The sequence below is a fragment of the Algoriphagus oliviformis genome, from assembly GCF_017254915.1.
GTDB classification, from domain to species: Bacteria; Bacteroidota; Bacteroidia; order Cytophagales; family Cyclobacteriaceae; genus Algoriphagus; species Algoriphagus oliviformis.
The window spans coordinates 36,685-50,593 of the sequence record NZ_JAFKCT010000003.1 but is presented as its reverse complement, the minus strand read 5'-3'; the positions used below and the strand labels follow the sequence as shown (position 1 = coordinate 50,593).

Sequence of the window (13,909 nt, the reverse complement as noted above, 5' to 3'; positions counted from 1 at the left end):
AAACACAACCTCAGATATGAAACCTATCCTCAAATTTTTACCCTTCGTGGTCATCGCGGCACTGTCCGTCTCCTGCGCCCAGGAAGAGGGTGTCGATGCCATGAAAACCAAGTTGGCCGACCTGAAAGACCAGGCCAATTCCCTGAATGCTGAGATAAAAACGCTTGAAGCCGAGATTTCCAAGCAGGATCCCGACTTTGCCAAAGCGAACAAGAAATCCATCTTGATCACCACCGCCGCGGCCAGAAAAGGGGAGTTCACCCACTTTGTGGAAGTAACCGGATCGGTGCTGTCCAAGAAAAACGTGAACATCAGCGCCGAGACCGCGGGCAGAATACTGGAAGTGCCCGTGGTGGAGGGCATGCGGGTGTCCAAGGGGCAGGTCCTAGCCCGCATCGATGCGGAGTCCATTGAGCGGAACATCGAGGAAATGCAGAGCCAGCTGGACTTGGCTACCACGATCTACCAAAAGCAGGCTAAGCTTTGGGATCAAAAGATCGGTACCGAAATCCAGTACCTCGAGGCCAAGACTCGCAAGGAAGGCTTGGAAAAAAGCCTTGCCGCGATGAAAACCCAGCTGGACAAGGCCTTGGTGAAGGCGCCATTCAACGGCACTGTCGAAAGCGTCGATGTGAGAATAGGTGAGCTGGTGCAGCCCGGCATGCCGATGTTCCAGTTTGTGGGTGAGAGTGATTTGTTTATCCAGGCGGACGTTTCCGAGAGCTTCGTGGGCGTGCTGAGCAAGGGCGACTCCGTGGAAGTGGAGTTCCCGTCCATCAACAAGTCGATCAAAACCCGCGTGTCGGCCGTCGGCGGCATCATCAATCCCAACAACCGGACTTTCAAAGTGGAGGTATTCCTGCCCAATCTGGTGGAGGTGAAGCCCAATATGATTTCTATCCTGAAGATCAACGACTACCAAAGCAAGGAAAGCGTGATCGTGCCGGCACACCTGATTTTGGCGGACAACAAGGGCGACTACGTCTTTGTCGTGGAAAATGGCACTGCCCAAAAGAAGTACGTGACCAGAGGCTTGACCTTTGAGGACGAGACGGAGATCAAAGAGGGCCTCAACGGTACCGAGACCATCGTCGACAAAGGCTTCCGCGAGGTAGGGGATAATTTTAGTGTAACTGTTTCGCAGCTTTGATCATGGCAGATACTCCTAAATCAACAATAACCAGGGAGTTTGGCATTTCCAGCTTCAGCGTGGACAACTCCACCTCGGTGGTGATCCTCACGCTGATCATCACCGTGCTCGGCCTGAGTGCATACCGCACCATGCCCAAGGAGAGCTTTCCGGAGATCGTCATCCCCACTGTCTATGTAGGCACTCCCTATCCTGGCAACTCGCCCGTGGATATGGAAAACCTCATCACGCGTCCCATAGAAAAGGAGCTGAAATCCATCTCCAATATCAAGGACATCCGCTCCACCTCCGTGCAGGACTTTTCCTCCATCGTGATCGAGTTCACTCCCGGAGTGGAGATCTCCAAGGCCATCCAGGATGTGAAGGATGCCGTGGACAAGTCCAAAAGCGAGCTTCCTACCGATCTGGACCAGGATCCCAACGTGCTGGAGGTAAATACCTCGGACTTTCCGATCATGAACGTGAACATCTCCGGGCCCTACTCCGAGCAAGAGCTGAAGAAGTTTGGGGAATACCTCGAGGATGCCATCGAAAAGCTGCCGGAGATCTCCAATGCGGACTTGGCTGGCACGGTCGAGCGCGAGATCCAGATCAATGCGGACCCCTACAAGATGGAGGCCGTCGGCGTGAGCTTTGGCGATATCTCCGGAGCGATCCAGGCCGAAAACCTGACCATGTCCGGAGGCAGCATCAAGAGCGGGGACTTTGAGCGCACGCTTCGTATCGACGGGGAATTTTCCGAGCCGAATGACCTGCTGGACATCATCGTGAAAACCGACCAGCAGAAGATCGTTTACCTCCGTGACGTAGCCGAGATCAGCGACACCTTCAAGGATAGGACTTCCTATGCCCGCAGCAAAAACCTGCCGGTAGTGACCATCAACGTGACCAAGCGAAGCGGAGAAAACCTGCTCGACGCGGCGGACAAGATCAAGGAGATCATCGAGACTACCCAGGCCAACCGCTTTCCGGAAGACTTGGAGATCACCATCACCAATGACCAAAGCAAGCAAACCCGCACCCAAGTAAGCGATTTGGAAAACTCCATCATCTTCGGGATTATCCTGGTGGTCATGGTATTGATGTTTTTCATGGGCTTCCGCAACGCGCTTTTCGTGGGCTCGGCGATTCCGCTGTCCATGTTCATTTCCTTCTTGATCCTCAATGCGTTTGGGATCACGCTAAACCTGATGGTGCTTTTCTCCCTCATCCTCGCACTGGGGATGCTGGTGGACAACGGGATCGTGGTGGTGGAAAACATCTACCGCCTCATGCAGGAGGGCAAGCCCGCGAGGCAGGCCGCGAAGGAAGGCGTGGGCGAGGTGGCGTGGCCCATCATTACGTCGACCGCCACGACGCTGGCAGCATTCCTTCCGTTGGCGTTTTGGGATGACCTGGTCGGGGAGTTTATGAAATACCTGCCGATCACCCTGATCATTGTGCTTTCCTCCTCCCTGCTGGTTGCGCTGGTGATCAACCCGGTGATGACGTCCATGTTTATGAAGCTAGATGAGGGAGGGAAAAACAAACCCAAGCAGCGATCCATCATCACCGCGGGGATATTCCTGGTACTGGCGACGATCTTTTACCTGATCGGCTGGACATCCATGGGCACCCTCTCTCTGGTGGCGTCCATCCTGACGCTGTTCAATGTATTCTTGCTGAGAAATGCCATCCACTGGTTTCAGGAGGTGTTTTTGGTCAGGCTGGAAAACTGGTACGAGGCTACGCTGAGCTATGCATTGCGTGGGAAGAACCCCTACCTCTTTTTCGGGGGCATGTTTGGGCTGTTGATCTTCTCGCTGGTTTTGCTGGGGATCAGAGCGCCAAAAGTCCTGTTTTTTCCCGACAACCAGCCCCAGCTGATCAATGTGTTCATCGAGTTTCCCATCGGTACCGACATCAATGCCACCAATACCTTTGTGGACAACATGGAGGACGAGATGATGGAGGCTTTGGAGCCCTATGGGGGCATCCTCGAGTCGGTGATCACCCAGGTGGGTGAGGGTACCGGCGATCCTATGGAGGGGCCAAGCCAGCAGGCCACGCCAAACAAGGCGAAGATCACCATTGGCTTTGTGGACTACATCGACCGCCAGGGGATCAATACCAACGGAGCCATGGAGGTGATTCGGGATTTGGTGGTGAAATACCCCGGGGTGCTCATCACCGTGGACAAGCAGCGCAACGGTCCTCCCGTGGGCAAAGCGGTCAATATTGAGTTTGTCGGCGAGGACTATGAGCAGCTGATCGCCTTTGTCAACGAGACCAAGGAATACCTGGAGTCGCACAACATCCCAGGAATGGAAGAGTTGAAAACAGACCTTTCTCTGGGTAGCCCAGAGGTCGTCGTGGACATTGACCGGGAAAAGGCCAGAAGGTTTGGGCTTTCGACCTCCAGCATTGCGACCGAGTTGAGAACCTCCCTCTTCGGCTTGGAAGTGTCCAAGTACAAGGAAGGGGAAGAAGACTATCCCATCCAGCTGAGACTGTCGGAGGACTACCGCTATGACATCAATACCTTGGTCAACAAAAAGATCGGTTTCAGGGACAAGTTTGGGGATAAGCGCGAGGTACCCATCTCCGCCGTCGCCGACATCCGCTATGGCTCGACCTATGGGTCGGTGAAGCGAAAAGACCTCGAAAAGGCCATCACGATGTTTTCCAACGTGCTGGACGGCTACAACCCAACCGAGATCAATACCCAGATCCAAGGCCTGATGGAGGGCTATACCGTGCCGGATGGCATCACCGTGAAGTTTACCGGGGAGCAGGAGGAGCAGGCTAAGTCCATGGCCTTCCTGGTCAATGCGTTGATGATCGCCGTGTCCATGATTTTCCTGATCATCGTTGCCCAATTCAACTCCGTCATCAGTCCGTTCATCATCATGACTTCCGTGCTTTTGAGTACCATCGGCGTGTTTTTGGGCTTGGTGATTTTCAACATGGACTTTGTCGTGATCATGACCGGCATCGGGATCATCTCCCTCGCCGGTGTCGTGGTCAACAACGCCATTGTGCTGATCGACTATACCAACCTGGTCAGAGCCCGCAAGCGCGAGGAGCTGGGCATCCCTGAGGGAGAGTATCTGAACATCGATGATTTGCTGGCCAGCATCGTGGAGGCAGGCAAAACCCGTCTTCGTCCGGTCTTGCTCACGGCCATCACTACGGTATTGGGCTTGATCCCTCTGGCGATAGGCATGAACATCAACTTCGGCACTTTACTGAGCGATTTTGACCCGCAGTTTTACGTGGGTGGAGACAACGCGGCATTCTGGGGGCCTATGGCTTGGACAGTGATATTTGGGCTAACCTTTGCGACGGTCATTACGTTAGTGATCGTACCGGTCATGTATTATTTGACAGATAAGCTTTCAGTAAAGCTTAAGAGAACAAAAGCATGATTGATTTAAGGTTGGTGGTTTTTTTTGACAAAACCCCCGGGACGTTGTTCCGGGGGTTTTTTATTGGTTTAGCCTGAGTTTGACGTGGGCATTTTGTATTTTTGTCCACCCAAAAAACATGCAGAGATGGAGGAATTGAAATGGTTTGTGATGTACACCGCTTCCCGGTCGGAAAAGAAAGTGGCGGACAGATTGAAGGAGAGAGGCCTGGAAGTGTACCTGCCAATCGTGGAGGAGCTGAGGCAGTGGTCGGATCGGAAGAAGAAAGTGCAGCGTCCCCTGTTCAACGGCTACGTTTTTGTCAAAACCCATAGAAACCAGCTCTGGGAGTGCCTTCAGGTCCCAGGGGCGGTGAAGTTTGTCCATTTTTCCGGACAGCATGCGACCGTCCGGGAGGAGGAGATCGAGATCATCGAGCGCATCGTCACCACCGGGGTAGCCGTGGAGACAGACGGTAGTGTGATCGAGCCGGGAGAAAAAGTGAAAGTCATGGGTGGGCCGCTGCAGGACATGACCGGGGAGGTCATCGAGCGGGGCAACAAGGACTACTTCCTGATCCGCATCCCGGGAATCTACCAAAACATGCTCGTCAACATCCCGAGGAAATTTCTCCAAGTACTGGAAAAAGCCCAGTCCAACTAGGCGTCAAATTTTTCGCCCTAATTTTGGGGCTGGAGTCTGAGGTTTTTTCGGTTTATCATCTGCCCCCTGGCTTGCGCGGATTTTTTGGCGATGGATTCCATCGTGTCTTGGATCGCTTCAAAAGACAGGTCTCCGACCATCACGGCCTGGGAGGAAATCGAATCTGAAGCGGGGATGAGCTTGATCTCATAGCCCTCGACCTGCAGTTGGTCCAAAGAGTCCAGGTCAATCTCCCTCACCGAAAAAAGGTACGTTTCGCTCACCGCTACGCCCGAGGGATCGGTCGCGTTGAGGCTGAAAGCTACCAGCATTTTTTCTTCCGGAAAGGGAAAACCCACGCCCAGGGAGTCGGTGGTAAACTCGTCAGGAGTGCCGGCATATTCCGATTCCGCTCTTGGTAGGATCAAGTAGGCGATGAAAACGATCCCGGCCAGGGAAGCGGCATAGGGCAGAAGTCTGATTAGGATGTTGCCCGTTTTACGGGGACTGCTAGCCCAGGCGTCGGGGTCTTTTTTGGAAGGAGTGCCGATAGGCGGGCGATCGCGTGGGTAACTTTTTGTCTTTGTCCCGCCTGCGGTGGGAGCGGGAGCTGGGGCTGCTAAAGTTTCCTTTTTGGGAACTGACCCAGAGGCTAGCCCCTCTGACAGCTCTGGGTGTATGTTGTCGATCTCGGCATCCTGCGACTTGGAGAGTCCCCGCTCGGCGGTCTCAAAGCGAGGCAATGGCAGGGGAGCGACGGTTTCGGTGATGACTTCCCGCTCCAGGACGATGTCCTTTTTGCGTTCCTTTCCCTGGATGATGTGGATGAGAGTGATGCGGAGGATTAGGGTAAAGCTGCCCAAGGCCAAGGGCTTGACGTCGAAAAGCCATTCGGTGAAGTCGTCTCCAAAGATGAACTGTTCCTCGTTGTTTAGCGCCTTGATCTCGAAGTGGTGGCCATCTCTGCCCTCGGTCAGGGCGACTTGCATGACCTCGGCCAGTCGGATGGATTCGATCTGGAGTTCGTCTTTGGGGATGGTGATCCCTTCTCGGAGGTAAATCTCCTCCCAGGCGAGGCGAACCGTACATCGGGTCCATCTGTCCAGCTGCATCATTCCGGGAATGTGGTAGAGGACTTTGCCTTCTTTCCGTGAGGGGCCGTCAGGCGTCGGTGTGGGGGATGCGGAGCCGCGCAGCGCATCCAGCAGTGGCAGGTAGTTTCTTTCCCGCATGGTTTCCAGGGAAAGCGTGTTCATGTTGCCGATTTTCCCCGCCAGGTCGTCGATGGCACCGCGGATATCGGCGTAGAGATCGAGTTCTTCCAGTATTTTTCGGGTGTCGGCCAGACTGTCTATACCCTTGATTTTGGCGTTCAGGGCTCTGATTTCCTGATCCCAATAGCCCACGTAGTCTATGAGCGAAAACGCGTCGTAGATCTTGGCGTCCGGGAGGACAATGGGAAATACCCGGTCGTGGAATTCTCCCCTCTTCGCTACTTCCAAGAGCTCAAACATGCAGTTTTTGGACTTCAGATACTTGTCGCTGATGACCAAGACTACCAGGTGGCCTTGGCCGATTCGCTGCATAAATTCCCTGATCAGGCCTTTAAACTCCAGATGGGTCTTGTCCCGGACTAGGTTGAAGGAGTTGGCGTTGAGGATCTTTTCCAGCTCCTCGGCTACCTTTTCGCTTTCGCCACCCCAGGCGTAGGATATGAAAACTTCTTGCTGAGCCATCTCTTTGAGAGTCTTTCCTATTGAAAATAAGCCTCTTTTGGCAAAAGATCAAAAAAGAAAAGGCAAGCCAACCGGCCTGCCTTCATTTGGAAAGGGATATTGCTCAGTCTTTGTTTTTGGGGACAAAGTACATGCGATACATCAGTTGCGTTTGGAAGAGATGGTCTGCAAAGCGGTTGAACCCTACATTTCCGTCGAGATTGTCTGTAAAAGTCAGCATCATGGTGCCCTCCAGCGCGATGTCGGAGTAGGGGCCCAGTCGGTAGCTCAGCCCTGCCCTCACGGGGACGTATCCTGTTGTGATTTTGTGTTCTGTCGGGATCTCCTCACTCTCAAAGGACTTGGTCTGCTCCGTTCGGGAGTGTAGTATCCCTAGGCCTACGCCACCGTAGAGGTTGAAGAGACTGCGATGCATATGGTTGGAAAAGCCCTTGAGGTAAATTCGCGGGGTCACGTCAAAGTAGTAGAGCGGGCCTTTGGCGGTGAAGGAAGAGTAGTTTTCGTACCACATGTCCCTTACTGCGAAGGAAGGGTTGCCGCCGTTGCTGATGTACTGGTAGCCGAGGGTACTCCGCAGGTCGAGGGAATTGCTGAGCCTCTTGGTCAGGCCTACGGATACGGAAGGTTTGATGGCAAAAGAGAGGGCGCGATACTGTCCGCCATTGTCGAGATAGGCAAAGGACGGGCCGATGCCAATCGCAAGAATGTTGTCTCTGGAGATTCGTTCTTTGTAGAAATTTTGTCCCTGGATCGTTCCTGACGAAAGCAAAAGAAGGAGGAATGCCAGATGTTTGAAGAGGGGCTTCATGTGAAAAGATCCTGATAATTGTCTTTGGGAGCTGCTAAAACGCAACAAATATGCCAAAGAGCTCAGGACGGGGATTGAAGGCCCGTTTCGGCCGCTGGATCAGATGTCCTGGAAAGCCTCTTGGATATCTGACTCGGTGCTTCTTAGCTTGGCTCGGCAGTACTTGACCAGCTCTGCGGCTTCTTTGACCAAGGCCGAAAGTTCATCCACGGACTTGTTTCCCTCCTCGAGTTGGCCGAGGATATTTTCCAGTCTGGCCATGGCTTCGGTATAGCTTTGCTCTTTCATTTTTTGTCGATTTGGATGATGGTGCTTTTGATTCTACTGTCCGGCGTGATGGTCAGCAGTTCGTCTCCGGAGGCCGGTTTGGCGAGATGGACGGGGATTCCGCCCAGTTCGGTGCGGGTATAGCCTCGTCTGAGGATGGATTCGGGATCGAGCTGACGCAGGAGCGCTTCCCGGTTTTCCAGCCTTTCCTGTTGCTTGTGGAGAAATGAAGCCGAGCTGGACTTGATGCCCTTTTCTACACTGGCCAGGTTGAGCGACTGGATCTTCAGCAAGCCTTTGGCAGCCGACTCTATGCGGCTCATGCGGTTTCGTATGGACTCTCCTTCGAGCGAGACCCGGTTGTTGGCCAAAGCTTTTGCCCGAAGGGCAAACTGGTGGATTCTGTTTTCTTCTTCCCTGAGCTGCTGCCGCGTTGACCTGTCCAAGCGCTGCAACACCATGCCCAGATTCTCCTCAAATTCCCTAAAGCCGGACAACAGAAATTCCGCCACCGCGGTAGGCGTCTTTAGCCGGGTATGGGCGACGAGATCCGCGATGGTCTCGTCCCGCTCATGGCCGATGCCTGTGAAAATCGGCACAGGGAAATCCGCAATGGCTGCCGCCAGTCGGTAGTCGTCAAAGCAGTCCAGGTCTAGCTGTGCGCCTCCGCCCCGGATGATCACCACCGCGTCGAGGCGGGAGACTTCCTGTTCGGCTTTGATTTTTTCCAGAGCCGAAAGCAGACTCGCCACAGCCTCGTTGCCCTGCATCAGCGAGGGAAAGAGGCGATGGTCCACCCGGTAGCCATACCGGTTTTGGTCCAGCTGGTTGACAAAGTCCCCATAGCCAGCCGCCGTAGCGCTGGACACGATGGCGATGCGCTGTACGACCGGGGGAAGTTCAAACCGTGCATTGAGTCGGAGCAAGCCCTCCTGGGTGAGGCGGTTGATGGTTTCTTGGCGGATTCTGGCCCTTTCTCCGAGGGAAAAAGAAGGATCTATGTCCTTGACGTTGATACTCAGTCCATAGACTGGATGGTAGTTGACCGCGACTTGGGCCAGGACTTTCATGCCGTTTTTCAGGCTGGTCCCGGTCACGGACTCAAACTTGGCCGCGACGGACCGGTAGGTAAACTGCCAGAGGTTGGAGCGGATCTTTGCCAGGACTTGGTTGCCTTGCTTTTCTACCAGCTCAAAATAGACATGGCCCTGGGGAGCCTGACGGAAGTCCGCCAGCTCGCCCACCACCCAATAGACCGGCTCCAGTTCGTTTTCCAGCGTCAGCCGGATCTGTTCGGTCAGTTGGGAGATGGAGAGAGGGGACATGCGCTTCAGTGCTGCTGGGCGGCTTTGATTTGGTCGCTCAGCTCTTGGCTGGCCTTGAGCATGGGAAGTCTGACTTGGTCGCTTTCCAAGATGCCCTGGTGCATCAGGAGGTTCTTGATGCCGACGGGATTTCCTTCGAGGTACATCAGGCTGTTGAGCCCGAGCAGGGAGTAGCTGGCCTGCAGTGCCTCCTCGTGGCTGCCGTGGGTCAGCTTTTTGAATGTCTCGGGGAGAGCGTTGGCCAGTACGGAGATCACTCCGCTGCCGCCCACGGCCATCAGGGCCTTGGTCATCAGGTCATCTCCGGAGAGCAGGAGGAAGTCTTTTGGCATGGCCGCTGCGATCTGCATGCACTGCTCCAGATTGCCGCTGGCTTCCTTCATCCCGACGATGTTGGGGTGGTGGGAGAGGCGAAGGGTAGTGGCGGCCGTCATGTTGGACATGGTGCGGCCGGGAATGTTGTACAAGACGACGGGTGCCGGGGAGACGTCCGCTATCGCGGCGTAGTGGGCGACGATGCCGTCTTGGCTAGGCTTGTTGTAGTAGGGGCTCACGGATAGGACCGAGGCCACGCCGTAGAAGTCGGTATTTTTGATCTCGTTGATCACGGCATGGGTGTTGTTGCCGCCGATCCCGAGCATGACCGGCACGCGTCCTGCGTTGTATTCCAGGCAGGCTTTCAGCACCTGTTTCTTTTCGGAAGAGTTGAGTGTAGCCGACTCACCGGTAGTACCCAGTACCACCAGATAGTCCACTCCTCCGGAAACTACATGATCGATCAGCCGCTTCAGACTCGCAAAGTCTATCGATTGGTCGTCATGAAAAGGAGTGACCAATGCCACCCCGGTGCCTTTGAATGCGTTCATGGTATTTATTGTGTTTGAGGGTGCAAAGATATAGCCTTCCCCGAGTTTTGGTAGGCCTGCCGGCTTTTTTTGGAGGTTCCCAGGCCCGTGCCCCGAATATTCGCGGGGATAAAAATTTTGGCCCGCGAACGAATTGGAGGGATTGTCGGTTTTTGATCTCTGTAATCCTGCTCTACTGATGACTGACCAACTTCCCTATTCCATCCTCGACCTCGCCCTGATCCGGGAGGGTTCGGATGCCGCTGACGCCTATGCCCGAAGCCTCGACCTCGCTCGCCATGCCGAGGACTGGGGCTACCGCCGGATCTGGCTGGCGGAGCACCACAACATGCCCTTTGTCGGCAGCTCCGCTCCGGCGATCCTCATGGGATACATCGCAGGCGGCACCAAGACCATCAAGGTCGGATCCGGCGGCATCATGATGCCCAACCACAGCGCGCTGATGGTGGCCGAGGAGATCGGGACACTGGAAAGACTCTACCCGGGGAGGATAGACCTTGGGCTCGGACGCGCACCGGGCACGGATCAGCGGACCGCTTCCGCGCTGCGGCGTGGGAGAGTGGAGACGGTCAATGACTTTCCCCAGGATCTGGAGGATCTGCAGCGCTACTTTTCCCTGGACAATTCCCGCTCCCCGGTACGGGCTTTCCCCGCAGAGGGCTTGGACGTGCCGATCTATATTCTCGGCTCCAGCATGAGCAGTGCGATATTGGCGGCGGAGCGGGGACTGCCCTATGTTTTTGCCAGCCATTTTGCCCCGGCTTATTTCATGCAGGCGGTGAAGTACTATCAGGATCACTTTCGTCCGTCGGAGTACTTGAGGGAACCTTTTGCCATGGCTTGTGTCAATGTGATTGCAGCCGATACGGAAGAAGAGGCCCACTTTTTGGCCACGTCTTTTTACCAAATGGCACTGGGGATCATCCGCCAGCGATCCTATCCGCTCCGACCGCCGGTGGAGGACATGTCGGAGATTTGGAACGAGGCCGAGGCGGCAGCGATCCAAAACATGATGGCCGTGACCTTTGTAGGAACCAAGGACACCGTCAGGGAGGGCTTGGCGGACCTGGTGAGGCATACGGGGATCAACGAACTGATGCTTACCTCCAACCTATATGACCACGAGGCTCGGCTGCATTCCTTTGACCTCGCCGCGCAGGCCATCCGCGAGATTAAGCTTTGATCTCCGGTCTGGCTACGCGGGGATTTATTCGTTTATTTGATCACACCTTTATGACATCTCTTTCATGAAACGTTTCGCCTTAGGATTTGTCGCCGCCCTGCTGGTTTTGGGAGCTGTCTGGTTTGTGGTGGACAAAAAAGCAGATAAAGAAGAGATCAAAGCCGACACCGCACTCATCCAGCAGCAGATCTTGAGCGTGGGAAAACTGATCGTGACCGAGGGCTACTATTCCCAGGTTTTTACCTTCAAAAATTCCCAAAGCCTCTTCATGAACCTTTGGACTACTGACAAAAAAGCCCTGGTCGTGGTCAACGCCAAAGCCACCGTGGAGTACGACCTGCGGAAGCTGGAGACGGAAGTGGACGAGGCCAACAAGACGGTCATCCTCAAATCCATCCCCGAACCGGTCGTCAACGTCTATCCCGAGATCGAATACTACGATGTGACCCAGGATTACTTCAACAAGTTTGAGGCGAAGGACTACAACAAGATCAAGAGCTCCGTCACCTCGCGAATCCGCGAAAAGATCGAAGCATCGGGCCTCAAAGACGATGCCCGGGAGCGGCTCATGAGCGAGCTCCTCAATATCTACATCCTGACCAAGTCAATGGGCTGGACCTTGCAGTACAATGAAGTGGTGATCGAGAGTCCCGAGCAGATGCAGGAGCTGAAAAGGTGATCTTGGCAGCTTCAGCCTGGGATTTTTCTCCTGCGGAAAGGCGGTGCGTCCGTTGACCACAGCGCCCAGAGGATCAAAACGGGCTGGAAAAACAGTCGGATCAAGCGCTTTTGGTCCGTGTCGAGCCCAAAGGCATCGATGCTGTTCATATACTGGGAGATGTTGCCGGGAAAGACGAGGACATAAAAGATCGCCAAGGCCAAGCCAACTTTGGCCTTTTTCTTAGTCCAGAAGATCATGGCCAAGCCCAGCGCGATCTCGACGACTCCCGAGGACAGCACGACAAAGTCCATAAATCGTGGGTCACTGGGAAGCCAGCGCGGCACCTGGGCCTGGAATTCCTCCCGCTGGAAGGTCAGGTGGCCGACTCCCGCCACCACCATAAAAGTGCCCAGCGTGATCCGGAGGATGGTTTTCAAAAGTTTCATTCAAAAGTCGGTTTGTCCAATCTAGCAAACCTCGACGATCGGAAAAAGTTTCAGCCTTCGCACTTGGCCTTCAGTGCCTCGTTAATCAGGCGAAAGCCAGCTTCGGTCTTGGCAAGCATCCCGCCAAGCAAGCCGACCAGCAAGCCGGAAAAAAGCTCGCCATGCGTCAAAAGCGTCTGGTTTTCGGCCTTTTTCTCCAAGATGAAAAAGTGCTCCCCGTCAAAGATCCCCGGAAAAAGCAATTGCCCTTTCCATCGGAATTCCTTTCCGGGATCAAACTGGAGCAGCTGGGGACGGAAGGTCATTCCGCTGCCTCCGGGAGGCTGGATTCTCACTTCGAGCGTTTGTCCTACAGACTTGCTTCCGCTGATGAAGGGGATAAAAGGATTCCAGTTTGGGTAGTTTTCGAAGTCGCCCAACACCGTCCAGATTTGGTCGGGTGAGGCTTCGATGAGGATGTTGGTCTCGATTTTTTTCATGAAAAAAGTAGTAGACTTTGCAGGCAAAAGAGCGGTCTTGGCTCGCGATTTTGCCGTAATTTAGACGAAAATCAGGGATTTTCCAGCGGGAATTCCCGTACGAATACAGATGTCGATTTTCACCCTTCTCTTTGCCTCGGCTTTGCTTGCGTTGCTGGCTTGGGCTTTTTTCAAACCCAGAAAAAGCGGCTTGGCTATGCCCGACGCCTTTCCCGAGCAGTGGAGGGGCTTTCTTTCCGAAAAGGTTCGATTTTACCAGGAATTGGAGGAAGAAGAGAAGCGTGATTTCGAAAGGAAAGTCCAGCGGTTTTTGGGACGAATCCGCATCACGGGCATCAAAACGGAGGTGTCCGACGAGGACAGGCTTTTGGTGGCGAGCAGCGCCGTGATCCCGATTTTCCGGTTTCCCGAGTGGGAGTATAAGACGCTCGTAGAGGTCTTGCTGTATCCCGATCTTTTCACCGAGGACTTCGATTTTTCCGCAGGGGAGCGCAACATCGCCGGGATGGCAGGGAGTGGCGGGATGATGAGCAATCTGGTGATTTTCTCCAAGCCAGCGCTGTGGCTGGGCTTCGAAAACCAAAGCGACAAGTACAATGTGGGCATCCACGAATTCATCCATCTTTTTGACAAGCAGGACGGGGATGTGGACGGCGTGCCGGCGATTTACATGAAGCATCAGGCTATCTTGCCCTGGATCAATCTGATCAAGAAGAACACCGAGGAAATGCTGAAGGGCAAGAGCGACATCAATCCCTACGGAGCTACCAACCCGCAGGAGTTTTTGGCTGTGACCGGAGAGTATTTTTTCGAAAGGCCCAGGCTGTTCAAGGAAAAGCATCCGGAACTCTACGCGGCGCTCTCGGAGGCCTTCAATGCGGATCCGGCCGGAGGCCAGTAGGCAGTAGGCGGTAGGCGGTAAGCAGTAAGCAGTTTGGACTGCCCACTGCCTACTGCGCA

General features: G+C 54.5%; 13 protein-coding genes. 6 read left to right on the top strand and 7 right to left on the bottom strand.

Features of this window, described 5'->3' with window-relative positions; genetic code table 11:
• Nucleotides 1-16: 16 nt before the first annotated feature.
• The 3 genes from J0A68_RS08425 to J0A68_RS08415 all read left to right on the top strand — a co-directional run bounded on the left by J0A68_RS08425 (nt 17) and on the right by J0A68_RS08415 (nt 5,199).
• A complete protein-coding gene (locus tag J0A68_RS08425; RefSeq protein WP_206577765.1) occupies nt 17-1,150 on the top strand; it encodes an efflux RND transporter periplasmic adaptor subunit in 1,134 nt (377 codons plus the stop codon).
• A gap of 2 nt (nt 1,151-1,152) precedes the next feature.
• The gene (locus tag J0A68_RS08420; protein WP_206577764.1) at nt 1,153-4,557 is read left to right on the top strand and encodes an efflux RND transporter permease subunit; all 3,405 of its coding nucleotides are present in this window, start codon (nt 1,153-1,155) and stop codon (nt 4,555-4,557) included.
• A 126-nt stretch (nt 4,558-4,683) separates the two neighbouring features.
• A complete protein-coding gene (locus J0A68_RS08415; protein WP_206577763.1) occupies nt 4,684-5,199 on the top strand; it encodes a UpxY family transcription antiterminator in 516 nt (171 codons plus the stop codon).
• A 17-nt stretch (nt 5,200-5,216) separates the two neighbouring features.
• Here the strand turns inward: J0A68_RS08415 and J0A68_RS08410 are convergent, their stop codons facing one another.
• The 5 genes from J0A68_RS08410 to dapA form a co-directional block, all read right to left on the bottom strand.
• Complete coding sequence (locus J0A68_RS08410; RefSeq protein ID WP_206577762.1) at nt 5,217-6,914, bottom strand: toll/interleukin-1 receptor domain-containing protein; 1,698 nt, start codon at nt 6,912-6,914, stop codon at nt 5,217-5,219.
• 103 nt (nt 6,915-7,017) lie between these two features.
• On the bottom strand, nt 7,018-7,722 hold the full coding sequence (locus J0A68_RS08405; RefSeq protein WP_206577761.1) for a hypothetical protein: 705 nt from the start codon (nt 7,720-7,722) through the stop codon (nt 7,018-7,020).
• Between the two features lie 99 nt (nt 7,723-7,821).
• Nucleotides 7,822-8,010, bottom strand: a complete 189-nt coding sequence (gene xseB / locus J0A68_RS08400) for an exodeoxyribonuclease VII small subunit (RefSeq protein WP_206577760.1) — start codon at nt 8,008-8,010, stop codon at nt 7,822-7,824.
• A complete protein-coding gene (gene xseA, locus J0A68_RS08395) occupies nt 8,007-9,314 on the bottom strand; it encodes an exodeoxyribonuclease VII large subunit (protein ID WP_206577759.1) in 1,308 nt (435 codons plus the stop codon). The genes xseB and xseA overlap by 4 nt, the downstream gene beginning before the upstream one ends.
• A 5-nt stretch (nt 9,315-9,319) precedes the next feature.
• Complete coding sequence (gene dapA, locus J0A68_RS08390) at nt 9,320-10,180, bottom strand: 4-hydroxy-tetrahydrodipicolinate synthase (protein ID WP_206577758.1); 861 nt, start codon at nt 10,178-10,180, stop codon at nt 9,320-9,322.
• 178 nt (nt 10,181-10,358) lie between these two features.
• Between dapA and J0A68_RS08385 the strand changes: the two genes are divergently transcribed.
• The gene (locus tag J0A68_RS08385) at nt 10,359-11,363 is read left to right on the top strand and encodes an LLM class flavin-dependent oxidoreductase (protein ID WP_206577757.1); all 1,005 of its coding nucleotides are present in this window, start codon (nt 10,359-10,361) and stop codon (nt 11,361-11,363) included.
• A 64-nt stretch (nt 11,364-11,427) separates the two neighbouring features.
• On the top strand, nt 11,428-12,042 hold the full coding sequence (locus J0A68_RS08380; protein WP_206577756.1) for a DUF4230 domain-containing protein: 615 nt from the start codon (nt 11,428-11,430) through the stop codon (nt 12,040-12,042).
• Nucleotides 12,043-12,053: 11 nt separating this feature from the next.
• Here J0A68_RS08380 and J0A68_RS08375 read toward each other — a convergent pair whose 3' ends face one another.
• A complete protein-coding gene (locus tag J0A68_RS08375; RefSeq protein ID WP_206577755.1) occupies nt 12,054-12,470 on the bottom strand; it encodes a DoxX family protein in 417 nt (138 codons plus the stop codon).
• Nucleotides 12,471-12,520: 50 nt separating this feature from the next.
• A complete protein-coding gene (locus J0A68_RS08370; RefSeq protein ID WP_206577754.1) occupies nt 12,521-12,949 on the bottom strand; it encodes an SRPBCC domain-containing protein in 429 nt (142 codons plus the stop codon).
• 109 nt (nt 12,950-13,058) lie between these two features.
• On the opposite strand from J0A68_RS08370, the gene J0A68_RS08365 reads away from it, so the two are divergent.
• Entirely contained in the window at nt 13,059-13,850 is a 792-nt protein-coding gene (locus tag J0A68_RS08365) for a M90 family metallopeptidase (protein WP_206577753.1), read from the top strand.
• The last annotated feature ends 59 nt before the right edge of the window (nt 13,851-13,909 follow it).